23 protein-coding genes are annotated in these 22,239 nt (G+C 53.2%); 16 read left to right on the top strand and 7 right to left on the bottom strand.

Features of this window, described 5'->3' with window-relative positions; all coding sequences use genetic code 11:
* The first annotated feature begins 29 nt into the window (after positions 1 to 29).
* Together tsaE and L103DPR2_RS06975 are read left to right on the top strand one after the other, a co-directional pair.
* Positions 30 to 596, top strand: a complete 567-nt coding sequence (tsaE, locus tag L103DPR2_RS06980) for a tRNA (adenosine(37)-N6)-threonylcarbamoyltransferase complex ATPase subunit type 1 TsaE (protein ID WP_082466746.1) — start codon at positions 30 to 32, stop codon at positions 594 to 596.
* Positions 577 to 1,890, top strand: coding sequence for an N-acetylmuramoyl-L-alanine amidase (locus L103DPR2_RS06975; RefSeq protein WP_055360365.1), 1,314 nt, complete (start codon positions 577 to 579; stop codon positions 1,888 to 1,890). Before tsaE ends, L103DPR2_RS06975 begins: the two co-directional genes overlap by 20 nt.
* Here the strand turns inward: L103DPR2_RS06975 and L103DPR2_RS06970 are convergent, their stop codons facing one another.
* Both L103DPR2_RS06970 and L103DPR2_RS06965 read right to left on the bottom strand, forming a co-directional pair.
* Entirely contained in the window at positions 1,891 to 2,925 is a 1,035-nt protein-coding gene (locus L103DPR2_RS06970) for a PfkB family carbohydrate kinase (protein ID WP_335337958.1), read from the bottom strand.
* Between the two features lie 9 nt (positions 2,926 to 2,934).
* Positions 2,935 to 3,570: a VTT domain-containing protein gene (locus L103DPR2_RS06965; protein WP_055360363.1), complete on the bottom strand. Its 636-nt coding sequence runs from the start codon at positions 3,568 to 3,570 to the stop codon at positions 2,935 to 2,937.
* A gap of 74 nt (positions 3,571 to 3,644) precedes the next feature.
* Between L103DPR2_RS06965 and mutL the strand changes: the two genes are divergently transcribed.
* From mutL to miaA, 3 genes are read left to right on the top strand one after another with little or no spacing between them, the layout of a single operon-like run.
* Positions 3,645 to 5,537 carry a DNA mismatch repair endonuclease MutL gene (gene mutL, locus L103DPR2_RS06960; protein ID WP_055360362.1) on the top strand — a complete coding sequence of 631 codons (1,893 nt, stop codon included), beginning with the start codon at positions 3,645 to 3,647 and terminating at the stop codon, positions 5,535 to 5,537.
* Positions 5,537 to 6,790, top strand: a complete 1,254-nt coding sequence (locus tag L103DPR2_RS06955) for a Bcr/CflA family efflux MFS transporter (RefSeq protein WP_055360361.1) — start codon at positions 5,537 to 5,539, stop codon at positions 6,788 to 6,790. The genes mutL and L103DPR2_RS06955 overlap by 1 nt, the downstream gene beginning before the upstream one ends.
* A complete protein-coding gene (gene miaA, locus L103DPR2_RS06950) occupies positions 6,787 to 7,773 on the top strand; it encodes a tRNA (adenosine(37)-N6)-dimethylallyltransferase MiaA (protein WP_055360360.1) in 987 nt (328 codons plus the stop codon). The genes L103DPR2_RS06955 and miaA overlap by 4 nt, the downstream gene beginning before the upstream one ends.
* Before the next feature lies 1 nt (position 7,774).
* On the opposite strand, the gene arfB is transcribed toward miaA, so the two are convergent.
* Complete coding sequence (gene arfB, locus L103DPR2_RS06945) at positions 7,775 to 8,179, bottom strand: alternative ribosome rescue aminoacyl-tRNA hydrolase ArfB (protein WP_055360359.1); 405 nt, start codon at positions 8,177 to 8,179, stop codon at positions 7,775 to 7,777.
* A gap of 96 nt (positions 8,180 to 8,275) precedes the next feature.
* Here arfB and L103DPR2_RS14365 point away from each other — a divergent pair, with 96 nt between their 5' ends.
* The 4 genes from L103DPR2_RS14365 to L103DPR2_RS06930 are packed head-to-tail and all read left to right on the top strand — an operon-like array spanning position 8,276 to position 12,074.
* Positions 8,276 to 8,419 carry a hypothetical protein gene (locus tag L103DPR2_RS14365; RefSeq protein ID WP_197274916.1) on the top strand — a complete coding sequence of 48 codons (144 nt, stop codon included), beginning with the start codon at positions 8,276 to 8,278 and terminating at the stop codon, positions 8,417 to 8,419.
* 19 nt (positions 8,420 to 8,438) lie between these two features.
* A complete protein-coding gene (locus tag L103DPR2_RS06940) occupies positions 8,439 to 9,467 on the top strand; it encodes a DUF6352 family protein (RefSeq protein ID WP_231717700.1) in 1,029 nt (342 codons plus the stop codon).
* 2 nt (positions 9,468 to 9,469) lie between these two features.
* Entirely contained in the window at positions 9,470 to 10,345 is an 876-nt protein-coding gene (locus L103DPR2_RS06935) for a bile acid:sodium symporter family protein (protein ID WP_055360358.1), read from the top strand.
* Positions 10,326 to 12,074, top strand: a complete 1,749-nt coding sequence (locus tag L103DPR2_RS06930; RefSeq protein WP_055360357.1) for an N-acyl-D-amino-acid deacylase family protein — start codon at positions 10,326 to 10,328, stop codon at positions 12,072 to 12,074. The genes L103DPR2_RS06935 and L103DPR2_RS06930 overlap by 20 nt, the downstream gene beginning before the upstream one ends.
* A 19-nt stretch (positions 12,075 to 12,093) precedes the next feature.
* On the opposite strand, the gene L103DPR2_RS06925 is transcribed toward L103DPR2_RS06930, so the two are convergent.
* Positions 12,094 to 12,735, bottom strand: a complete 642-nt coding sequence (locus tag L103DPR2_RS06925) for a trimeric intracellular cation channel family protein (RefSeq protein ID WP_055360356.1) — start codon at positions 12,733 to 12,735, stop codon at positions 12,094 to 12,096.
* A gap of 63 nt (positions 12,736 to 12,798) precedes the next feature.
* Here L103DPR2_RS06925 and L103DPR2_RS06920 point away from each other — a divergent pair, with 63 nt between their 5' ends.
* From L103DPR2_RS06920 to L103DPR2_RS06885, 7 genes are all read left to right on the top strand, one after another.
* Positions 12,799 to 13,992, top strand: a complete 1,194-nt coding sequence (locus L103DPR2_RS06920) for a pyridoxal phosphate-dependent aminotransferase (protein WP_055360355.1) — start codon at positions 12,799 to 12,801, stop codon at positions 13,990 to 13,992.
* Positions 13,993 to 14,063: 71 nt separating this feature from the next.
* Positions 14,064 to 14,819 (top strand): IclR family transcriptional regulator, encoded by a 756-nt coding sequence (locus tag L103DPR2_RS06915; protein ID WP_055360354.1) that lies wholly within the window; start codon positions 14,064 to 14,066, stop codon positions 14,817 to 14,819.
* A 231-nt stretch (positions 14,820 to 15,050) separates the two neighbouring features.
* Positions 15,051 to 16,148, top strand: coding sequence for a porin (locus tag L103DPR2_RS06910; RefSeq protein ID WP_055360353.1), 1,098 nt, complete (start codon positions 15,051 to 15,053; stop codon positions 16,146 to 16,148).
* A gap of 18 nt (positions 16,149 to 16,166) precedes the next feature.
* The gene (locus L103DPR2_RS06905) at positions 16,167 to 17,060 is read left to right on the top strand and encodes an N-formylglutamate amidohydrolase (RefSeq protein ID WP_055360352.1); all 894 of its coding nucleotides are present in this window, start codon (positions 16,167 to 16,169) and stop codon (positions 17,058 to 17,060) included.
* Positions 17,057 to 18,010: a Bug family tripartite tricarboxylate transporter substrate binding protein gene (locus tag L103DPR2_RS06900; RefSeq protein WP_055360351.1), complete on the top strand. Its 954-nt coding sequence runs from the start codon at positions 17,057 to 17,059 to the stop codon at positions 18,008 to 18,010. Before L103DPR2_RS06905 ends, L103DPR2_RS06900 begins: the two co-directional genes overlap by 4 nt.
* Positions 18,011 to 18,212: 202 nt before the next feature.
* Positions 18,213 to 18,440, top strand: a complete 228-nt coding sequence (locus L103DPR2_RS06895; protein ID WP_156339870.1) for a hypothetical protein — start codon at positions 18,213 to 18,215, stop codon at positions 18,438 to 18,440.
* 293 nt (positions 18,441 to 18,733) lie between these two features.
* Entirely contained in the window at positions 18,734 to 19,582 is an 849-nt protein-coding gene (locus tag L103DPR2_RS06885; protein ID WP_156339869.1) for a hypothetical protein, read from the top strand.
* Between the two features lie 4 nt (positions 19,583 to 19,586).
* On the opposite strand, the gene L103DPR2_RS06880 is transcribed toward L103DPR2_RS06885, so the two are convergent.
* The 3 genes from L103DPR2_RS06880 to nuoN are packed head-to-tail and all read right to left on the bottom strand — an operon-like array spanning position 19,587 to position 22,209.
* Positions 19,587 to 20,126 carry a DUF1178 family protein gene (locus L103DPR2_RS06880; protein ID WP_055360347.1) on the bottom strand — a complete coding sequence of 180 codons (540 nt, stop codon included), beginning with the start codon at positions 20,124 to 20,126 and terminating at the stop codon, positions 19,587 to 19,589.
* On the bottom strand, positions 20,123 to 20,719 hold the full coding sequence (locus L103DPR2_RS06875; protein ID WP_055361913.1) for an NUDIX domain-containing protein: 597 nt from the start codon (positions 20,717 to 20,719) through the stop codon (positions 20,123 to 20,125). The genes L103DPR2_RS06880 and L103DPR2_RS06875 overlap by 4 nt, the downstream gene beginning before the upstream one ends.
* Positions 20,720 to 20,721: 2 nt before the next feature.
* Entirely contained in the window at positions 20,722 to 22,209 is a 1,488-nt protein-coding gene (gene nuoN / locus L103DPR2_RS06870) for an NADH-quinone oxidoreductase subunit NuoN (RefSeq protein ID WP_055360346.1), read from the bottom strand.
* Positions 22,210 to 22,239 lie beyond the last annotated feature (30 nt).

Below are 22,239 nucleotides of genomic sequence, written 5' to 3'. Positions count from 1 at the left end.
CGCGCTGGCGATGCATTTGAAAGAGATTGATGAGCGGTGTTCACCCAGCGATTGTAGGAACTCTGAAGCCCCCAGCTTCGGCCCACTGGCTGTGGGCGGACGAAATCGCCACGCAAGTGTATGCCCAAGCCTTGGCGCAGCAGCCAGGTTTGCAAAACGCCTACATCGAACTGGTGGGTGATTTAGGCGCAGGCAAAACCACTTTCGTGCGCCATTTGCTCAAGTCACTGGGTGTCCAAGGCCGCATCAAAAGTCCAACTTATGCCGTGGTTGAACCGCATGAGGGGATTCTCCCCAGCAGCCAAGCGCCCCTGGCCATTTGGCATTTCGATTTTTACCGTTTCAACGATCCCCAAGAATTTGAAGAAGCAGGTTTTCGAGATCTATTTGCCAGCACCGGTTTGAAAATCGCCGAATGGCCCAATCAAGCACAAGGCATGTTGCCCCTCGCAGACCTGCAGCTGACCTTGACTGTCAACGACCAAGAGGTCCGTCAAGTTCAAGGCGTGGCCAGCACCTTGCAGGGTCAGGCTATTTTGATGGGCCTGTTGGCGGCCTTACCACCCTCGGCTCACCATGCAAATTCAAAGACGTGATTGGCTCAAGGTTTCCAGCCTGGCTTTGATGCTGGGATGGGCCGACATCAGCAAAGGCGCTAGCCTGATGGCCGTGCGCGTTTGGCCTGCCAAAGACTACACACGGGTCACCTTGGAATCGGACGTTGCGCTCAAAACCAAGTACACCTTTGTCCCCTCTCCCCCTAGATTGGCCATCGACATTGAAGGCTTGGAGCTGAACCCCTCTATCAAGGAGTGGGTCGGTAAAATCAAACCCGATGACCCCAACATCACGGGCGTGCGGGTGGCGCAAAACAGTCCGGGCATCGTGCGCATGGTGTTTGATTTGAAGCAAGCGGTGCAGCCGCAAGTGTTTGCATTGACACCCGTAGGCGCCTATCAACATCGTTTGGTGTTGGACTTGTATCCCACAGCACCCGTTGACCCCCTTGAAAGTTGGATTGCCGAGCGCACCCAAAGCAACGACCCCTTGAGCGACTGGCTCAACAAACAAGCCAATGCCACGCGTCCCAGCGCCAGCAACTCACCCACACCACCAGCTGAAGCCAATGCGCCCGCCAACACCCCAGCTGGCAATGCTTCAATCACCGATCGTTTGATCATTGTGGCCATCGATGCAGGCCATGGCGGCGAAGACCCCGGTGCCATTGGCCCCAACGGCACCAAAGAAAAAGACGTGGTCTTGCAAATTGCCTTGAAACTGCGCGATCGCATCAATGCAACCAGCGTCAAAGGCAGCCCCATGCGCGCTTACTTGACGCGCGATGCCGACTACTTTGTGCCCCTGCATGTGCGCGTCCAAAAGGCACGCAAAGTGCAAGCCGATTTATTTGTCAGTGTGCACGCCGACGCCTTCTTCACACCCAATGCACAAGGTGCCAGCGTGTTTGCCTTGAGTCATGGCGCGGCGTCCAGCAGTGCAGCTCGGTGGATGGCACAACAAGAAAACAAAGCCGACTTGATTGGCGGCATGAACTTTGGCGTGAAAGACACACAAGTGCAACAAGCCTTGCTTGACATGAGCACGTCTGCACAAATCAAAGACAGCTTGAACTTGGGCGGCGCTATTTTGCGAGAAATTGGTGGCGTGGGCCGATTGCACAAACCCAAGGTTGAACAAGCTGGGTTTGCCGTGTTGAAAGCACCCGATATTCCCAGTGTGTTAGTCGAAACCGCCTTCATCAGCAACCCAGATGAAGAAGCCAAACTGTCAGACCCCAACTACCAAAACAGCGTGGCCGACGCCTTGGTTAAAGGGCTGCAAAAATACTTTGAACGCAACCCACCATTGGCGCGAAAACGCAGCACCTGATCAAACGGCTGGAAAGGCCTGCATGCGGGCGCGAACTTCTTCCCAACGCGCAGGGTCGCAGCCGCGGCGCATCACCACCAAGGTGGCACTGGCCAGGGCATGCGCTAAGACATCTTTCAAAGTTGCATCAGCGGCTTGTGAAGCCCACGACTTCAAATCAGGGGCATGAACATCGTCATCTGCATGGTGCAATACGCAAGCTAACAAACCCGCCAAGAAACTGTCGCCAGCACCCACGGTGTCGATCACTTTCACAGGCGCAGCCTCACGGGCTGCGTAAACCTTGATCTCATTGCCCCGACGAACCAACAGCCGCGCACCTTCAGCACCCAAAGTCAAGGCCATCCACTGCGCCGTGCCCAACTGCATCAAGTGCTGGGCTTGGTCCATGGGCGTCTCGCCTGGCAGTTGCAGATGGGCCAAGTCCTCGTCACTGGCTTTCAGCACATCAGCGCACTTGGCCATTTCTAAAACATGCGCACGGTATGCAGCCAAGTCGGGCATCACGGAGGGGCGCAAATTCACATCCACCACAATCCAACGACCCGCCGTCTTTTGCGCTTTCAACCAAGGCAGGTAATGCGATGCATCGGCAGGGTCCAGGGCCAAACAGCCCGTGCACGCAATTTCCAACTGGGGCTGGGCTTCGCAAATTGCATTCATGGCCGCCGCAGAAATTTGACGATCGGCCACGCCCTCTCGGTAAAACGCATAGTCTGGATGACCGTGTTCGTTCAATGCCACCACCGCCAAGGACGTGGTTTGAGGCACGGGTGCAGGCATGGCCAATTGAACCCCATCGTCCGTCAAAGCCTGCGCCAATTGACGACCGAAACGATCACTGGACAAGGGGTTTTGATACAAAGTCGGCACATTTTGACGGCCCAAGGCACGCGACAAATTGAACACAGCCCCACCCAAGCAAGGCTGAAAATTGCCATCTGCTTGGGCGACCAAATCGATCAAGGCTTCGCCAGCAGTGACCACACGGGGTGCGACCTGTGTATCGCGGGTCTGAGGTGTCTTCATTGTCATCCGCACATTTTAGGATTGGCGCGCCCGCCAAGCGCCCCACAAGGCGAACAAACCGGGTACGAAAATCATGGCCCAGATAATTTGGCTTAAGTAGGCTTTGACGAAAGCCGTTTCGCCAAACAGGTAACCTGCCGAGGTCAGACCGCAGACCCAAATCAAGCCACCCAACACGTTGTAGGCCACAAAACGGGAAGGCGTCATCTCAGCCACACCCGCCACGAATGGTACAAAAGTGCGAATAAAAGGCATGAACCTGGCCAAAACCACGGTAATGCCGCCGTAGGTTTCGTAAAAATGGTGCGCTTTGTCAAAGGCTGCGCGGTTGAAAAAACGTGAGTTTTCCCATTGGAACACCTTGGGTCCAAAGTAACGGCCCCAACGGTAATTGACCTGATCGCCCGCAATGGCGGCCACCAACAAGAGGCCCATGGCCAAAGGCAGGCTGAGCAGGCCGATGCCGCACAAGGTGCCGACCACAAACAAGAGGGAGTCGCCGGGCAGAAATGGCATGACCACCAGACCCGTCTCGACAAACACAATCAGGAACAGCAAGACGTAGACCCAGGCACCGTAATTCCCAACGAAGGCTTCCAAATAGCGGTCGACGTGAAGTACAAAGTCCAGCAGTTGCATCAAGGTGTCCATGGGCCAATTATCCCTGTCTTCTGCCCCTTCAAGGTCGGCGCCAAGCCAGGGGCCGGAACACCTACAATTTGAGGATGAGCCAGCCCCAACCCCGACGAACCATTCGTGAACTCCCCGATGTGCTGATCAGCCAGATTGCGGCGGGTGAAGTCATTGAGCGCCCGGCCTCCGTGGTGCGTGAATTGGTCGATAACGCCCTCGATGCGGGTGCGCGCCACATCACGCTGCGCCTGTTGGGCGGTGGCATTCGCTTGATCTCGGTCGAAGACGATGGCTGCGGCATCCCCGTCGAAGAATTGCCCGTGGCCTTGAAACGCCATGCCACCAGCAAGATCGTCAGCTTGGAAGATTTGGAATCGGTGGCCACCATGGGCTTTCGCGGCGAGGCCCTGGCTGCCGTCAATTCAGTGTCTGAAATGAGCCTGTTGTCTCGGACCGAAGGCGCTGCCACAGCTTTCTTGTTAGATGGACAAACCGGTGAAGTCAGGCCTGCTGCGCGTGCCGTGGGCACGACGGTGGAAGTGAAGGAATTGTTTTTCTCAACACCTGCCCGCCGGCATTTTTTAAAGTCAGAAAATACCGAACTTGCGCATTGCATTGAAGCCGTCAGACGCCATGCCTTGGTGCGATCAGAGGTGAGTTTTGCCATTTGGCATGAAGGCAAAATTGTGGAGCAATGGCGCAGCCATCCTGGCGAAGCCGGTTGGAACCAACGCTTGGCCGATGTGCTGGGCGAAGACTTTGTCGCATCCTCTGTCAACATCGATTTCAGATCAGGCTCCGTGCATGTGCGCGGGCGCGCAGGTACACCCGACGCAGCGCGTGCGCGTGCCGACCAACAATTTGCATATGTCAACGGCCGCTTTGTGCGCGACAAAGTGATCACGCACGGTGCGCGCAGTGCCTACGAAGATGTGCTGCACGGCCAACGGCAACCGGTGTATGTGCTCTATTTGCAAATGGACCCCACGCGCGTCGACGTGAACGTGCACCCCACCAAAATTGAAGTGCGATTCAGGGACAGCCGCGAAGTTCATCAGGCCATGCGGCATGCCATTGAACGTGCTCTGGCCGTGCCACGTGCGCAACTGTTGACCGGCGCCAATACCAACTTGCCGCAAAGCAAGTTAGACCCAGACGCCGCCGCTTCATTTTTAGGCCCAACACCCAGTGCCCCTGCGACACAAAGCACTTGGTCGCAGCGCGGCATGGCCTTTGGCAGTGATCAGCGCAATCGCAGTGACCATGACCCTGCCAAAGCCATGGCCGACCTCAAAGCGCTTTGGGGCCAGACTGATCAAATTCAAGAACGCACACCGAGTTGGACGCCAAGCAGTGACAAGGCACCTGCAACGCTTTCACAAAATGAAAATGCTGCACAAGAGTGGCCTTTGGGTCGCGCCATTGCGCAGCTTCAAGGCGTTTACGTCTTGGCTGAAAACAGCCAAGGCCTGATCGTGGTTGACATGCATGCAGCGCATGAACGCATTGTTTATGAACGGCTCAAGCAACAACTCGACACCACCCGCATCACCAGCCAACCGCTGTTGATTCCCGCATCGTTTGCCGCCACACCCCAAGAAATCGCCACCGCAGAAAACTGCGCCGAGGTGCTGCAACAGTTGGGCCTCGAAGTGTCTGCGCTGTCGGCCAAAACTTTGGCGGTGCGGGCCGTGCCCACTTCTTTGGCGCAAGGTGATGCCGTGGAATTGGCCCGCAGCGTTCTGGCCGAGTTGGCCCAGCACGATGCTGCCACCGTGGTGCAACGTGCGCAAAACGAAATCTTGGCCACCATGGCTTGCCATGGTGCGGTGCGGGCCAATCGCAAGCTCACCTTGGACGAAATGAACGCCTTGTTGCGTCAGATGGAAGCCACCGAACGGTCAGATCAATGCAATCACGGCCGCCCCACTTGGCGACAGGTCAGCATGCGCGAATTAGACGCCTTGTTCTTGCGAGGCCGTTGATGTCCCACACACCCACAAGTTCACGCAGCCAAGTCATGACGGTGCTGCTGCTGGCACTGCTACTGGGCTTGCAACCGGTCACCACCGATTTGTATTTGCCTGCCCTGCCCGCCTTGACCCAAGGCTTTGGGGCCAGCATGGTGCAGGCACAACTCACCCTCACAGCCCTGCTCCTCGCTTTCGGCACCTCTCAATTGGTCTGGGGTCCTTTGTCCGACAAATGGGGCCGCAGACCCGTTTTGTTGGGCGGCATTGCTGTCTACGCGGCATCGGCCATTGCGTGCGCTTTGGCGCCTGACATTGAAACCTTGATTGCAGGCCGCACGCTTCAGGGCGTGGCCATGGGCGCTTGCGTCATGGCCGCACGGGCCGTCATTCGTGATTTGTACGAGCCCGTACAAGGCGCCAAAGTGATGTCTCAAGCGCTGTCGGGTTTGGGTTTGATTGCTTGCACATGCGTGCCCGTAGGTGGCTACCTCACCGATTTGCTGGGATGGCGTTGGGCCCTCAGCAGCTTGGTCATGTTTGCTGCGCTCACTGGGGTCCTGATTTACTTTTATTTTGACGAGAGTTTGAAGCAGCGCAACCCGCATGCACTTCAAGCCAAGACTTTGTGGGCGTCGGTCAAGCACATTGTTCGCAACCCCACGTTTCAGGCCTACAGCGCCCTCTCTACGGCATCCTTTGCTGGTCTGTTTACCTTCTTGGCCACATCGTCTTTTGTGTTTACGCAAAGCATGGGCTTGAGTAAAACAGTGTATGGCCTGCTAATGGTCTCGATGTCGCTGTCCTACATCGTTGGCACTTTTTTCTGCCGCTGGTTGTTGCTGCGCATCAGTGTGCAAACTTGTGTGTTTGTGGCCAGCTTTGTGAGCTTGTTTGCCGGTTTCCTTTTAATGCTGGTGGCTTATGTTGGCCCTGGCCAATCTTGGTTTGGTGCATGGGCCATCATGGTGCCCATCAACATCTTTTTATTGGCCCATGGCGTGCATCAACCTTGCGGCCAAAGTGGCTGCATCGCCCCTTTCCCAGAAATGGCTGGCACGGCCTCGGCACTGAACGGTTTTTCAATGATGCTGGTGGCTTTTGCCATGGGCACCTGGATTGGCACGCACATGACAGACCCGCTTCAAGCCATGGCCCAGGGCCTCATGCTCTGGTCCGCATGCTTGGCCTTGATCGGCAGCTTGGCTGTTCGCAGAATTCCATTGCCGCGCATAAATCCGTCTACACCAAAGTCCACCGCACCATGAAAGTTCGTGCGCTCGCCATTGCCGGACCCACCGCCAGCGGCAAAACAGGCTTGGCCTTGGCCATCGCAGCGCATTTGCAATCACGCGGTGGCGCAGAAATCATCAGCGTGGACTCTGCTTTGGTCTACAAGGGCATGGACATTGGCACAGCAAAACCCACACAAGAAGAGTTGGCCGCCGTACCACACCATCTGATTGACATTCGCGATCCTCTGGTCGCCTACAGCGCAGCCGAATTTGCGCGCGATGCGACCAGCTTGGTGAACGACATTGCAAGCCGCGGCAAAGTTCCCTTGTTGGTAGGCGGCACCATGCTGTACTTCAAAGCCATGCTAGAGGGTTTGAACGACATGCCTGCTGCCGACCCTCAAGTCAGAGCCCAAATTCAAGCAGAAGCCGAAGTGGCTGGTTGGCCCGCCATGCATGCGCAACTTCAAGCCGTCGATCCGCAAACAGCGGCAAGATTGGCACCTGCCGACAGCCAACGCATTGCCCGTGCGCTGGAGGTTTTTAGAATCTCTGGCCAGCCTTTGTCGAGCTTTCAACACAACATCAGCACGACCAACACAAGCCCTGAAACAGCTGAAGGCCAAGCCCCAACAAACGCACTGAACTTCCACAACGTCCCCATACTAAGCCTAGAGCCTCTAGACCGGGCCTGGCTACACCACCGCATTGCGCAACGCTTTGACGAGATGTTGGCGCAAGGATTTATAGATGAAGTGAAAGCCTTGCGCGCGCGAGGCGACTTGAACATTGACCTGCCCGCCATGCGCTGTGTGGGTTACCGTCAAGCATGGGAGGCACTCGATGGCAGCCTACCCATGGCGGAACTGCGAGATCGCGGCGTCTTTGCGACCCGTCAATTGGCCAAGCGACAACTCACTTGGCTCAGAAGCATGCCGCACCGGCATGTGCTCCAGGCCGATGGCACGGATGTCTTGGCGCAAGCGCGCCAATGGGTTGAAGCGCAACTGGGCTGATTCAATCCCAATTTGCTTTGCCGCGCAGCGCCTTGGTCTGCCCTCTTTTCACTTTGCTCTCGACACGCTTGACTTGAGAGCTGCGTGTGGGCCTTGTGGCTTTGCGTTTCTTGGGGACCACCGCCGCCATTTCCAGCAAATCGTGCAATCGCAGCAGTGCCGCCATGCGGTTCATGTCTTGGCTGCGGTGCTCTTGCGATTTGATCACCACCACCCCGCTTTGGGTAATGCGATGGTCTGACATAACGAGCAGCCGTTCTTTCAAGGCCATGGGCAAACTGGAAGCGCGAATGTCAAAGCGCAATTGAATGGCGCTGGCCACCTTGTTCACATTTTGCCCCCCTGGCCCCTGTGAGCGGATGGCCGAGAGCTCGACCTCATCGGCAGGAATGTGAAATATTGTCATGAAAAACCCTGAATATGCAGCTTCTGATGCCCTTGTACCGCGTGCATTGATTGTGCCTCGCTTAAACTGAGCGCTTAACTACCTCAAGGTGTTCCTATGGCCAAAGGTCAACAAAAATCAAACAAAGAATCCAAGAAACCCAAAAAGGACACCTCGCCACCCAAAACCATCGCGGTGGACACCGAGCGTCCAGTTCAAAAAATCACGGCTGTGATTCCCCGTGGCAAAAAACCAATTTGAGATAGAACTGCAATAAACGATGAGTGATTCAGCGCAAAGTCTTTGGCCCCAAGCGGGCTATGCACAACTGAAGAAAGACGCGAGGGGTCACCTTACCGTCACCGACGATTTTCTAAGAGTTTTACTGCTGCGCCCTGAATTGGCGCCCATTGAGAGCTCTTGCAAGCATGAAATTCAAATTCATGAACGCTTGCTGGAAAATCCGCGCCTGGATTTGCAAGCAGCCGACTTGGCCCAGATTCAAGACCGTGATGCCGCCGACAACATGGCGGTTTGGTTGCGTTTTCGCAATCGCATCTTGGCGCACGCCACCCTAGAAGCCAGTTACTGGGCTTTGTTTGAAGGACAAGGCGTCGATGTGCCCCCCATCTTGGTGAATCAAATCACGCAAGTGCTGGTGCAACATGTGCTGGGTGACGACTGCACGCCCCTAGAAGCACGTGCCGCAGAATTGCTGTTCAGAGCACAAAAAATTTCTGTCCTTGACGATGGCTCGGTCATGGCTGCTGACCATGAAACAGTGGAACGGCATGCCCTTGAAAGCGGCTTTGGCAGTGTGGGCGAGTTACTGAAACAAGGTGGCATCCCACTTCGCACTGTCGATCTGGATGTGATTCAAGACAGCAACGAAGACAGTTACTGGGAGCGCAGTGAGCGCTTTGACATGGTGGCCTGCCTCAATCTGGGTCAACCCCTCATCGACGCTTTCTGCCGCGTGCTGGAACGTTGGATTGTGCATTTCACCAGCGCCAGCGTGCGCATTGCCACTGCCCGAGAAATTGAAGATGCCCATTGGGTGTGGCATGTGGGTTTGGATGCGCAGGCCAGCAGCATGCTCAACGACTTGTACAACGGTCAGAGCATTGACGAAGACCGGCAACGTCGCATGCTGTGCTTGTTTGTGCTGAACTTTGACAACGCCAGTGACATGCTACAAGACGTCAGTGGCAAACCGGTTTACATGGCCATGGCCATGGACCCACAAAATCTTCTCAAAATCAAACCGCAAAACTTACTGCTGAATTTGCCCCTTGCACGAAGGTCTTGAACATGAACGCATCGCAGATCGTCTTGAGTTTGGTCTTGGCGACCATGGTGTTTTCAGTTGCGCTAGAACTGCGCCTCGAAGACTTCAAGCGTGTTGCACAAGAACCCAAAGCAGTCATCTGCGGCCTTATTCCTCAATTCATTCTGTTGCCCGTTGGCACTTGGGTGGCCACGCTGTTGCTCGACCTCCCGCCCAATGTTGAAGCCGCCATGATTTTGGTGGCAGCTTGCCCTGGCGGTAGCTTAAGCAACGTGGTGACCCACATGGGACGCGGCAACACCGCTTTGTCGGTCAGCATCTCGGCTGTTGCCAGCCTCATTGCGCTGTTTGCCACGCCCTTCAACTTCAGCTGGATGATGGCAGCCAACCCCGAGACAGCCTCGTGGTTGAAAGAGTTGTCGATCGATGCATCTGGCATTTGGATCAGCTTGTTTTTGCTGCTGGGTGTGCCCCTCACATTAGGCTTGATGGCCTCGCATCGCTTGCCGACCTTGACCGAGCGCATTCGCAAACCGCTTGGCAATTTTTCACTGATTGCGCTGCTTTTGTTCATCGTGGCAGGCCTTATCAAAGAGCGTCAATTGCTCACACTGGGATTGCTGCCCACATTGCTGTTGGTCGTTTTGCACAACGCCAGCGGCTTGTTTTTTGGCTGGATCACCAGTGTGGTGATGGGTGTGAGCGAACGTGATCGCCGCGCCGTCATGATTGAAGGCGGCATGCAAAATTCTGGCTTGGCACTGGGCATCATTGCGGTGCAATTCAACAGCGACTTGGGCATGGTGACATTGGCCAGCCTCTGGGGCATATGGCACATTGTGAGTGGCATGTCCTTGGCGTATTTGTGGAGAAGAAAAGATGCTCGATTGCTTGATTAAAAACGGTACGGTGGTCGACGGCACAGGCCAAAAACCTTTTGTCGCAGACGTTGGCATTCAAGATGGGCGCATCACCCACATCGGGCAGATCAACGAAGCCGCCAAAGAAACCATCGATGCCACCGGTTTATGGATCACACCGGGCTTTGTCGATTTGCACACCCACTACGACGGTCAAGTGACTTGGGATGAATGCTTCACCCCCAGCATCTACCACGGCGTGACCACCGTGGTCTTGGGCAACTGCGGCGTCGGCTTTGCGCCCAAGCGTCCTGGCGCTGAAGACGATTTGGTCAAACTCATGGAAGGTGTGGAAGACATTCCTGGCGCCGCTTTGCATGAAGGCATTGTGTGGAACTGGGAGAGTTTTCCAGAGTACATGAATGCTTTGGCCGCCACGCCTCACAGCCTCGACTTTTTGGTGCAAGTGCCACACGACCCGCTGCGCATGTACGTCATGAAAGAGCGCGCTTTGGCCAAGGAAGTGGCCACGCCACAAGACATTGAACAAATGCGAGCCTTGCTGCGCGAAGCATTGGAAGCCGGTGCAGCGGGCTTCAGTACGGGTCGCAGTGACAACCACCGCACCTCAGAAGGCAAGGACACCCCTGCGGCCGAGGCCAGCCATGCAGAGCTGACCGGCTTGGCCAAGGCCTTCGAAGGTTTGAATCACGGTGTGGTCCAAATGGTGAGTGACTACAACCTGCTGAACGGTCCTACCGAATTTGATGCCGAATTTGACTTGGTCGAAGCCATTGCAAAAGCCAGTGGCAAATCGCTCTCACTGACTTGGCTGCAACGTGACCCGGGTGGTGAGCAGTATTTGCGCATACAGGAACGCGTGGAACAGGCTGTGGCCAATGGCCTGCCCCTCTTCATGCAAACAGGTGCACGCGGCATTGGCGTGTTGAATGGCTTGGACGCCAGCTTCCATCCCTTCATGGGATTCCCTTCTTACAAAGAAGTGGCGCACTTGCCTTTGGCCGAACGTGCTGCGGCCTTGCGCGACCCCGCCAGAAAAGCCCACATCCTCTCAGAAAAGTCTGAACGACTGGCTGGCGATGGCAGCTCCATTCCGCCATTGGTCGACATCTTGTTGGCCAAGATCGACATGATCAGTGGGCGCATGTTCCCACTCGAAGCCACTTTGAATTACGAACCGTCCGTGATGGAAAGCTTCTTGGTACGCGCGAAGCAAAAAGGTGTCACACCTTTGGAAGTGATCTACGATCATTTGAGTGTAGGCGATGGCAAGGGTTTGATTTACTTCCCCATCTTCAATTACAACGAAGGCAATCTCGACACCGTTCGCAAAATGTTGGGTCACCCCCGGGCATTGAGCGGTCTCAGTGATGCAGGTGCGCATGTAGGTACTGTGTGTGATGCAAGCTTCACCACGTTCATGCTGACGCATTGGGTTCAAGGACGAGGCAAGGACACTTTGCCCCTCGAGTCCGTGATTGAAATGCTGACCCGGCGCAATGCCAACTACTTAGGTCTCAAAGACCGCGGTGTTTTGGCGGTGGGCATGCGCGCCGACATCAATGCCATTGACCCGCAAAAATTGAGTGTGGGTTTGCCTCAGTTGGTTCACGACTTGCCTGCAGGTGGCAAACGCTTTTTGCAAAAAGCGCAAGGCTATGTGACCACGTGGGTGGCGGGTGAGCAAGTTCAGCGCCATGGAGAAATCACCGCAGCACGACCTGGTCACTTGGTGCGCATGTCATGAATCCCGTCCGCTTTGCCCCTTAATCTTTTCTCCATGCGGGCAGCACCCAGTTGTTCCAAATGGCCAGCATGCGAAACACAATGGTGATCACGGCGCAAACCGTCATGCAAAACCAAGGCTCTGCATCAACCGCAGCCAACACAATGTAAATGACACCACCGGCCACCGAGCACAAAGCGTAAGGCCGGTGGTCTTTGAAAGACACCGGAATCTCATTGCAGACAATGTCGCGCAACACGCCCCCAAAAATGCCAGTAATGGTACCCATCAAAACAGCCACAGTAGGCGACATTCCCAGCGCTAAGGACTGAGCCACACCTGATGCTGTAAACAACCCCAATCCCAGCGTATCGGGCCACTGAATGGTTTTCTCCGTCAGCTCAAAGTGCCTTTGTCGCATGAAGGTAATGGACAAAATGCACAACGCCAGAACGGCCCACATCACAACTTCGTTTTCCACCCAAAAGAACGGGCGCTGATCAAGCAAAATATCACGCAGAGTGCCGCCACCAAAGGCTGCCAAAAACCCCACAACACAGACACCCACCACATCCATGCGTTTGCGCGCTGCCTCCATAATCCCTGACAATGCAAAGGCCAAGGTGGCCAGCAATTCAATGCTGGGCAACAAGGTGGAGCCCCATGTTTCAAAACTGTTCATGAGCGATACTTTAATCCAATAGACGCATTCCAGAACAGCCAATCAATCCAAATAACCAAGCTTATGATTCGCCCTCACCTCCGACTGGCCGCCGTTGAAACGCCCATCATCCCCACCATTGCGGCCTTGGTCAGGAACAACCCTGGCACCATTTCGCTTGGACAAGGCGTGGTCAATTATGGTCCGCCCGCAGAAGCCATTGCCGCTCTGCCCAGCATGATGGGTGACGGTAGCTTGCACAAATACTTAGGTGTCAGTGGCCACCCCGGTTTGGTCGAAGCCATCCAAGCCAAACTGGCGCAAGAAAACCAAGTCCAATTGGGCACAGATGCCATGCTGATGGTGACAGCGGGCAGCAACATGGCCTTCTTGAATTCAGTCTTGGCCGTGGCCGATCCCGGTGATGAATTCATCTTGCCGATGCCGTTTTATTTCAACCAAGAAATGGCCATCCGCATGTGCGGTTGTGTACCAGTTCCCGTTCCGGCCAACGACGACTGGAGCCTCAACGTTGAAGCCATGGCTGCCGCCATCACGCCCCACACGCGCGCCATCGTGACCGTGTCACCCAACAACCCGACAGGCGCCGTTTATTCAGAAGCCTCCTTGCGCGCCATCAACGCGTTGTGCGCTCAGCACAGTCTTTATCACTTCAGTGATGAGGCTTATGAATACTTCACTTATGAAGGCGTGAAGCACTTCTCGCCTGCCAGCATTCCAGGCGCCATGAAGCACACCTTGTCTTTTTACTCCATGTCGAAGAACTACGGCATGGCCAGCTGGCGTGTGGGCTACGTGGTGTTTCCATCAGACCTGTTTGATGCCATGAACAAGGTGCAGGACACCAACCTCATTTGTGCGCCAATGCCCTCTCAGCTCTTGGCATTGCAAGCATTGAAACAAGGCAAGCCTTGGGTAGAACCCAAAGTGGAGGCCTTAAGCCAAGTGCGACAAACGGTTTACAAGACGCTCGAAGGTTTAGGTGACTTGGTGCAATTTCCCAAAACGCAAGGCGCGTTTTACGTGCTGATGAAACTGCCCGGTTTAGCGCAAGGCACTGAACCCATTGCGTTCAACCGCGCCATGACAGAGAAGTTCAAAGTGGCGTCCATTCCAGGTTTTGCGTTTGGTCTCACGCAAGTGCATGACGCCAACTACCAGCGATTGTCATACGGTGCATTAGACGCAGCCAGTGTGGCTGAAGGTGTTCAGCGCTTCGTGTCTGCTGTGCAGGATTGGTATGGCAATCGCAGATAGCCTCATGAAATTGAACGAGCTTTGAAGTCATTAAGACATGAGTTCTCAACAGCAGCACTTATGATTGCGCCATGACCGATTACACCATCTCTGCCGTTGATGAAGCCATGGCGCTGTTGCTCATTGTTGCGCAAAGGCCTGGATTGGGTGTGACAGAGTTGGCCAAGTTGTCTGGCAACACCAAAGCGCGCGCCTTCCGCATTTTATTCACTCTGGAACAGCGCAACTTTGTGATTCGAAAAAATCCAGGGCCTTGTTATTTTCTGGATATTCAATCGCTGTACATCGGCGTGGCGGCTCAAGAACAAATTGCGTTGGTCCGCATTGCACGCCAATACCTGCTGGCTTTAGGTCGTGAATGCAATGAAAATGTTCAACTGCGCGTCAGAGATGGCTTGGAATGTGTGTGCATCGACCACTGGCAAAGTACACGCACCACCAAAACACAAAGTGGCGCTGGGAGCCGGCGCAAGCTCCATGCCGGCGCTTCCTGCAAATTGCTGCTGGCTTATGCACCGCCCGAAGTGAAGCATGCCTTGCTCAATTCCGAATTACCGCGGTACAGCAAGAACACCATCACGCAACGCAGCAAAATGACTCAGGAACTGAGCAAGATCCTCAGCGAAGGGCATGCCGTTTCCGACGGTGAAATCACGCCCGATGTTCTGGCCATCGCCGTACCCATTGTCGATGCGCAAAATGAAGTCGTTGCTGCACTCAGCTTGGCAGGACCCAAACTTCGATTTGACGAACAGCATGCGCACTACCTACAGCGCCTTCAGCACTTTGCTGCTTTGATCTCCAACGCACTCAAGACCAGCAACTAATCGGTCCATCCAGCTCCTTCAATTTCAGTATGAGCGCATTCGCTCTGCGTCTGCTTGCTCGTTTGAGTTGTGCTAAAAATCTCAATTTCAGAAATGTTTCATTTGTTGAAACAAATCATAAAAACAACATTCGATTTGAATCTAAGATTTTTATGAGGTAAATTCCAAATAATTCAATGAAAAGTAGTCACTATCATTGTTTTATTAGACGAAACAACACAAGGAACTCACATGCCATCACAGCATCCTCGCGCATTCAAATCCGCCATCTGCGCGGCCATTGCGTTCATGACATTCACTGGCTCGGCCATGGCCGACGAAGATGACGCACCACCCGCCAGCAATGCATTACAGATTTATGGCCGCATTGACGTCAGCCTTGACAAGACTCAAGCCCAAGTCAATTCAACTGCCAGTTACGGCAAACCCGGCGCAAGCGTGCAAAAATTGACCGACAACACTTCCCGCTTGGGCTTTCGCGGCACGGAGTCCTTAGGAGAAGGCAACGCCGCCATTTATGGTTTGGAATTTGGCATCAATGCCGACGATGGCTCTCTGGTCACCCCCAACTTTCGATATGCATATGTTGGCTTGCAAGGCAAATGGGGCACTTTCAACATGGGTCGCACCGATTCCAGTGCACCCACAGGCTCACCCTTGTATTCCCAATTGGCACAAAACCTGCGGTGGATCATTCATGACGCAGGCTCTACGGCCATTGGTACACGCATTTTGAATGGCAATAACCGCGTGTCCAACGCCTTTACATACAAATCACCCAATGTGGGCCCCTTTAACTTTGCAGGTCGCTTGAACTTTGCCGGCCCCGACGCCCCTTCAACCACCAATGCCAATTTAAAAGGCGAGGCTGACATCAAGCAATACCAGCTTGCAGCCAACTATGCCGATGGCAAACTGAGTGGTGGCGTTGGCTATGGTTGGGATGAGAAAACAGGCGGCTTGCAAGTCAACGACTACAAGAGCAAAGTTCAAGCCGTTGTGTCTTACAACTTGGGCTTTGTACGACCCTACTTTGCCATGGGCAACGAAAAATACAATGCAACCGCCACCACCCGTGACACGGTGGAATTCAAGATTCTGGGCGCTACGGCATCAGTTGGCACGCAAGGCCGCGTGACGTTCAACGTCATGGACCGTTCCATTCAAACAGACAAGAACGGCACCCTGAAAAAGGCTCAAGGTGAGTACAGTTATTTCTTAAGCAAGCGCAGCACCTTGTATGTGTTCAAAGACAGAGATGTCAGCAACACCAACAAAGCCAACAGCACAGCCAACAGCTATGGCTTTGGTGTCATGCATCAGTTCTGATTTGCCATTTGCTACCCCATGCTGACCAAAGTTCATCCATCACCACCCAACTTCTATGTGCTCGCACCTGATGCAGGCACTGCCAAGTTGCCCGTGGTGGTTGACTCGCCACACAGCTGGGGCGCATGGCCTGATGATGTTCAGACCATTGCCAGCGCAGAGGATTTGGCCACCAGCTGGGATGCATTTGTCGATGAACTGTGGCTCGCCGCTGTTCAATTCAAAGCACCTTTGCTGGTGGCCAAGTTTCACCGCGCCTATCTCGATGCCAATCGAGCGCGTGACGACATAGACCCTTCTCTCTTAGCAGAAACTTGGCCAGAACCCCTTCGGCCAACCGACAAAACTCAAAAAGGCTTTGGCCTCATTCGCAAACTGATACTGCCGGGCAAACCCATCTACTCCGCCCCCCTTTGCATCAGTGAGGTTCGTCATCGCATCGAGACATGCTACGACCCTTACCACCAAAAACTGTCGCAACTTCTGAACGATACGCACCACCAATTTGGTCAATGCTTGCACCTCAATTGTCACTCGATGAAGTCGACAGGCAATGCCATGAACGACGACAACGGCAAGCCAAGACCAGACATCGTCATCAGTGATCACGATGGGTTAACTTCCTCTGAAGAGATCACACAACTAGCCGCTCAAATTTTCAGATCACTGGGTTACACAGTGGGGATCAACAATCCCTACAAAGGTGCCGAGTTGATTCGTAAATATGCCAATCCATCAAACGGGCGCTACAGCTTGCAAATTGAACTCAATCGCGCTTTGTACATGCACGAAGATCGCTTTATCAAAAACGATTCCTTCGGCAAGGTCGCACAAGATCTCCAAAGCTTTACCGAGCAAATAAGCCTTCATCTACTTCGGGCTGAACACAAGCCACGCCACAAACCCACATGACACATTTCAAATCTCTGCTGGCGATTGCCGGCTTTACTTTCTTCACGTTGGCACACGCCAGCTATCCTGAAAAAGCAGTCAAGATCATCATTCCATTTCCAGCAGGTGCAGCTGCCGACAACGCTATGCGGGTGGTTGGTAAAAAACTTTCCGACATTTGGGGCCAGCCTGTTGTGATTGAAAACAAACCAGGTGTTCCAGGCTTGCAAGCAGGTGCGTTCGCACAACCCGACGGCTACACATTGGTCATGGGTGCGGGCTCTAACTTTGTCACAGGTCCCTTGATCAACAGCAAACTACCCTACTCTGCGTCCAAGGATTTCTCGCCGGTAGGCCGCGTACTGATCAATGTGCCTATCTTGACAGTACACCCCTCCCTTCAAGTCAAAACCGTCAAAGACCTGATCGCCTATGCCAAGAAACAACCAGGCACATTGAATTACAGCTCGAGCGGCATTGGCAGCCCCAATCACTTGGCCATGGAAATGTTCCAAGGCATGTCCGACACCAAGTTGGTTCACATTCCCTACAAGGGCGCTTCACCTTCTGTGAATGAAATGTTGGCAGGTCATGTGGAAGTCGGTATCAACGCTGTGCCCAGCGTCATTCAACACATCAAAACGGGGAAGCTGATCCCATTGGCGGTGGCCAGCGCCAAACGCGACCGCAACTTGCCAGATGTACCCACTATTTCAGAAGCAGGTTTGACTGGTTTTGAATATGAAATTTGGTACGCCCTATTTTTCCAATCCAAAGTACCTGCCGAAATTACACAGAAGGTCAGCAAAGACTTGCAAAAAGCAGTTTTAGATCCTGAAGTGTCTAAGCAATTACAAATTCAAGGCGCAGAACCTGCGCCCCTTGGCCATACCGAACTGGCAGCCTTCATTGAGCGTGACATTGCTCGATGGAAGGTCATCATCAAGGATCGGAACATCAGGGCTGAGTAAGTGCGTTGGAATGTGGCAATATCTAAAAACCATTAAACTCACTAAATTGATACTTAAAATTCTAAATTTATTATATTTTGAATACAAATATTCACAAATATAGGTGTTAATACGCACTTTCAAAATCTTTCTATCTGCGATGCTTAACAACGAGTGTTAGTCAAACATTCGATTGAAATCACATCAAATTGAAAGGTTGAAAATGTCTGTACAAACATCGATGAGAGCGCTCTCTGAAATTGAAATTGACGAAGTCAGCGGTGCTGGCTATTTTGCGGGTGCAGCAGCAGGCGCCGGCGCTTTAGCGGCTGCATCTGGCGCAGCAGCATGCATTTCAGGACCCGCTGCACCTGCCTTTGCCTTTCTTGGCCTAACGATGGGTTTAGCATCGGCAGCACTTGGCTACCTCGACGCTAAATTTGGCAACTGATGGATGATTCCAAATCCAATTTCTGCTTGTTGCCGGGGAAAATTTATGTTGCGGATCATTCAATTAATTGCAAGCAATCCAGTCCGAATGCTTTCTGTTTCCCTCTGGCTAACACCAGCTGCCATTGTCATGTACAGGTATGCACACAACTCTAGGCTTGAGGCTCAGGATTTCTTTTATTGTGCGCTCATCTATCTTTTTGGGGGATGCATGTTTGTTCTGTCATGGCAGCTTGAGATCTACCTCAAAGAATGCACTGAAATGAAGCAATTAGATTCGAAACAAGAAGTCTTGTGATCGGTCGCTCTAAATTCTTTGAAACACCTATGGGTGTTTTATTGAACTTGTATGAACAAGAAAAAATTCAATTCCCAATTACCGCTAAGCAGCATTCGCTAAGCAGTGAACTCATCGTTTCGCTAACTTCACATAGACCAAGATTTAAATGGCTTCATTTAACGATTGAAAGTTTGCTAGAGCAAACAGCACGACCGGACAAGCTAATTTTATGGATTGCCAACCATGAAATTGGAGACCTCCCCAAAAGCTTGACGACATTGGCACACAAAATTGAAATCAGGGCGACGGAGGATCTCAAGTCTTTTAAAAAAATCATTCCATCGCTCATCGCTTTTCCAAATGCGCACATTGCGATTTGTGACGACGATATTTACTACCCTCGCCTATGGCTTCAACACTTAATTGAAGGTTCTCAAGCAAACCCCACAGCCATTGCAGCTGGCGCAGTTCACCGCTTTCACACAATTACATCACATCAACTGGCACCCTATTGCGACTGGAGTTTTGACGTACAAGACGGCCTTGCACGCATGCCGAGCAGAGACACCTTACCGATTGGCGTTGGCGGTGTGCTATATCCACCTAACAGCTTGCATGAAGACACGACAAACATCGAAATACTTCAAGAACTTTGCCCTCGAGGTGACGATTTGTGGCTTTATGTCATGTCAAAAATGAGAGATTACTTGCCTGTAAAAGTTGGCAGAAAATTGCAACCCATTTTTTGGCCTGGAACACAAAGCCATGGTTTATTTTTAGAGAATATGTTTCAGCACGATGACATCGCGATCCAAAAACTAAGCAAAAGATATGGATCGAAAATTTTTTTAGAAAGCAGCTAAAGTTCTACTGAAGCCCGCCCTTCAGCGCATCAGGCACTGGCAGAGGCATGACCTCAATGCCCTCTTCTAACAAGTCTTTCGTTTCTTCGATCGAGGCTTGCCCTCGAATGTTGCGTTCTTCCGATTCGCCGTAGTGCATCTTGCGCGCTTCTTCAGCAAAGTTTTGTCCTACATCTTCCGTATTGGCAATAACGTGCTTGACCATCTTCATCCAAGCTTCTTGAACCATCTCTGCTGCTTCAGGATGCACTTGCGCCAACCCAGCAACAACGGCTTCAGCAGTGGGCACCGATGACACATTGGATGCAGGAGAGACAGTTCCCGTGTTGGCTGATGGCTCTTCTTGGGGTTCAGGCTTGGCCGAACGAGGCTCTGCTGCACCCAAATTCAAACGCGGTGCAGATGGAAGTTTGCGCACTTCGGTGTTGGCACACATTGGGCAAGCCACCAAGCCTCTTTCACGCTGGGATTGGTAATCTTCTTCAGAACCAAACCAACCCTCAAAGGTGTGCATGCCCGCGCACTGAAGGTTCAAGACTTTCATGCTGCATTCACCCAGTTGAGCTGATGCCGGCCCGACAAATAATTCTGCAACCAGAACATGCCGGTCAAAGTTTTGCTATCGGTCACTTCGCCCTTTAAGCAGGCTTCTTGCAAAGCTTCTGGTGTTTTCGTGATGACTTCCAAGAACTCACCAGGGTCGAGCTGACGCTCTCCTAGGCTGAGATCTTTGGCAAACCAAATATCAATGAACTCGGTGGAATAAGAAATGACGGGGTGCATCACACCTGCTCTTGCCCATTGCTTGGCGCTGTAGCCGGTCTCTTCAAACAGTTCACGCTGGGCGCACTGAAGGGTCGATTCGTTCGGATCCAATTTACCTGCAGGAAACTCCAACATCACTTGCTGAACAGGGTATCTGAATTGTCGTTCCATCACCAACTGCAAGGGCTGACCCGGCAGTTCTAGCAAAGGGACAATCATGACGGCACCAGGATGAACCACATACTCACGCGTCGCCTGCGTGCCATCAGGCAAGGCCACGGTGTCGAGGAATGCGTGGAGAAAAGAACCGCTGAAGAGCGCTTGGCCCTTCAGCTTGGTTTCAATCAGATGTGCATCCGACTGATCGGCCATGCTCAGTTGGCCAACATCTGGGCCACTGAGCGTGCGCACAGTGACATCAAAGCACCGGGCACAATGCCCAAGACCAAGACGAGCAAACCGTTGATGGACAAAACAACACGCACGTCGGCGTCAGCGGTAACGGTGGTTGCCGTCACCGCCTCATCAAAGTACATCACTTTGACAACGCGCAAGTAGTAGAAGGCGCCAATTAAAGACATGGCCACTGCGAACACCGCCAATGCGATGTCGGCTGTGTGGCCGGAAGCCACCAAGGCTTGCAACACAGACAGCTTGGCATAGAAGCCCACCATGGGTGGAATACCAGCTAAGGAGAACATGCAGATGGCCATCACGCCAGCGTACAAGGGGCTGCGGTTGTTCAGGCCCGCCAAGTCGGTGATCTCTTCGCTTTCAAAACCTTGACGTGCCAGCATCAAAATGATGCCAAACGTTGCCAAGGTGGTGAGCACATAGCCCACAACGTAAAACATGGCAGAGCTGTAGGCATTGGCTCCCATGGCTGCATTGCCACTGACCACGCCAGACATCAGGCCGATGAGCACAAAACCCATTTGCGCGATGGTGGAGTAAGCCAACATGCGCTTGAGGTTGGTTTGTGCAATGGCCGCCAAGTTACCAACCAGCAATGAGGCAATGGCCAACAGCGCCAGCATTTGTTGCCAATCAATGGCCAAGGGCAGCAAGCCCTCCACCAACAAACGAATGGCAATGGCAAACGCTGCCAATTTGGGCGCACCAGCAATCATGAGGGTTGCAGCAGTTGGCGCACCTTGATAAACGTCAGGCACCCACATGTGGAATGGCACCACACCCAGTTTGAAAGCCAAACCGGCCACCACAAAGACCAAACCAAAGACCAAGACTTGGTGCTTCACTTGACCGCTTGCAATGACTTTGAACACAGTGGCCAGGTCCAAAGAACCCGTGGCGCCGTACAACATGGACATGCCGTACAACAAGAAACCAGAGGCCATGGCACCCAATACGAAGTACTTCATGGCAGCTTCTGTGGCTTGGGTGTTGTCGCGGCGCAATGCCACCAAGGCGTAGCTCGACAGCGTGAGCAATTCAAGGCCCAAATACAAGACCAAGAAGTTTTGGCCGGAGATCATGACGCACATGCCCAGCAGCGCAAACACCGACAAGCTGAAAATCTCGCCACCGCGCAACATGTCGCGCTCTGCTGCATAGGGGCGAGCATAGACCAAGGTAACCATGACGGCGATGGTGGCAAAACACTTGAGCCAATGGCCCATGGGGTCGGAGACCACCAAACGACCAAAGCCATAGAGCGTGTGGCCGGCATCGGCATAAAACGCATTCAGTAATGCCACGCCACCCAAGGACACCAAGGTTAAAACGTATGTCACAGTGCGCTTAGGGCTGGTGACCAACAGGTCCACCAAGGCAATGACGCAGGCCATGACCAGCAATGCGATTTCCGGATACACCGTCGTCCAGCTGGTTGAGTCAATCATGTCAATTCTCTCTATCTTTAAGTTTCAGCG

Origin of the sequence: Limnohabitans sp. 103DPR2 (genome assembly GCF_001412575.1) — a bacterium.
GTDB lineage: Bacteria > Pseudomonadota > Gammaproteobacteria > Burkholderiales > Burkholderiaceae_C > Limnohabitans_A.
Note: the sequence above shows the minus strand (reverse complement) of the source record. Positions and strands in the feature narration are given on the sequence as shown.

What these genes read in the sequence shown, in the direction of transcription:
- tsaE (WP_082466746.1), top strand. Translation starts at nt 30, where the DNA reads ATGAGCGGTGTTCACCCAGCGATTGTAGGAACTCTGAAGCCCCCAGCT.
- L103DPR2_RS06975 (WP_055360365.1), top strand. Translation starts at nt 577, where the DNA reads ATGCAAATTCAAAGACGTGATTGGCTCAAGGTTTCCAGCCTGGCTTTG.
- L103DPR2_RS06970 (WP_335337958.1), bottom strand. Translation starts at nt 2,925, where the DNA reads ATGACAATGAAGACACCTCAGACCCGCGATACACAGGTCGCACCCCGT.
- L103DPR2_RS06965 (WP_055360363.1), bottom strand. Translation starts at nt 3,570, where the DNA reads ATGGACACCTTGATGCAACTGCTGGACTTTGTACTTCACGTCGACCGC.
- mutL (WP_055360362.1), top strand. Translation starts at nt 3,645, where the DNA reads ATGAGCCAGCCCCAACCCCGACGAACCATTCGTGAACTCCCCGATGTG.
- L103DPR2_RS06955 (WP_055360361.1), top strand. Translation starts at nt 5,537, where the DNA reads ATGTCCCACACACCCACAAGTTCACGCAGCCAAGTCATGACGGTGCTG.
- miaA (WP_055360360.1), top strand. Translation starts at nt 6,787, where the DNA reads ATGAAAGTTCGTGCGCTCGCCATTGCCGGACCCACCGCCAGCGGCAAA.
- arfB (WP_055360359.1), bottom strand. Translation starts at nt 8,179, where the DNA reads ATGACAATATTTCACATTCCTGCCGATGAGGTCGAGCTCTCGGCCATC.
- L103DPR2_RS14365 (WP_197274916.1), top strand. Translation starts at nt 8,276, where the DNA reads ATGGCCAAAGGTCAACAAAAATCAAACAAAGAATCCAAGAAACCCAAA.
- L103DPR2_RS06940 (WP_231717700.1), top strand. Translation starts at nt 8,439, where the DNA reads ATGAGTGATTCAGCGCAAAGTCTTTGGCCCCAAGCGGGCTATGCACAA.
- L103DPR2_RS06935 (WP_055360358.1), top strand. Translation starts at nt 9,470, where the DNA reads ATGAACGCATCGCAGATCGTCTTGAGTTTGGTCTTGGCGACCATGGTG.
- L103DPR2_RS06930 (WP_055360357.1), top strand. Translation starts at nt 10,326, where the DNA reads ATGCTCGATTGCTTGATTAAAAACGGTACGGTGGTCGACGGCACAGGC.
- L103DPR2_RS06925 (WP_055360356.1), bottom strand. Translation starts at nt 12,735, where the DNA reads ATGAACAGTTTTGAAACATGGGGCTCCACCTTGTTGCCCAGCATTGAA.
- L103DPR2_RS06920 (WP_055360355.1), top strand. Translation starts at nt 12,799, where the DNA reads ATGATTCGCCCTCACCTCCGACTGGCCGCCGTTGAAACGCCCATCATC.
- L103DPR2_RS06915 (WP_055360354.1), top strand. Translation starts at nt 14,064, where the DNA reads ATGACCGATTACACCATCTCTGCCGTTGATGAAGCCATGGCGCTGTTG.
- L103DPR2_RS06910 (WP_055360353.1), top strand. Translation starts at nt 15,051, where the DNA reads ATGCCATCACAGCATCCTCGCGCATTCAAATCCGCCATCTGCGCGGCC.
- L103DPR2_RS06905 (WP_055360352.1), top strand. Translation starts at nt 16,167, where the DNA reads ATGCTGACCAAAGTTCATCCATCACCACCCAACTTCTATGTGCTCGCA.
- L103DPR2_RS06900 (WP_055360351.1), top strand. Translation starts at nt 17,057, where the DNA reads ATGACACATTTCAAATCTCTGCTGGCGATTGCCGGCTTTACTTTCTTC.
- L103DPR2_RS06895 (WP_156339870.1), top strand. Translation starts at nt 18,213, where the DNA reads ATGTCTGTACAAACATCGATGAGAGCGCTCTCTGAAATTGAAATTGAC.
- L103DPR2_RS06880 (WP_055360347.1), bottom strand. Translation starts at nt 20,126, where the DNA reads ATGAAAGTCTTGAACCTTCAGTGCGCGGGCATGCACACCTTTGAGGGT.
- L103DPR2_RS06875 (WP_055361913.1), bottom strand. Translation starts at nt 20,719, where the DNA reads ATGGCCGATCAGTCGGATGCACATCTGATTGAAACCAAGCTGAAGGGC.
- nuoN (WP_055360346.1), bottom strand. Translation starts at nt 22,209, where the DNA reads ATGATTGACTCAACCAGCTGGACGACGGTGTATCCGGAAATCGCATTG.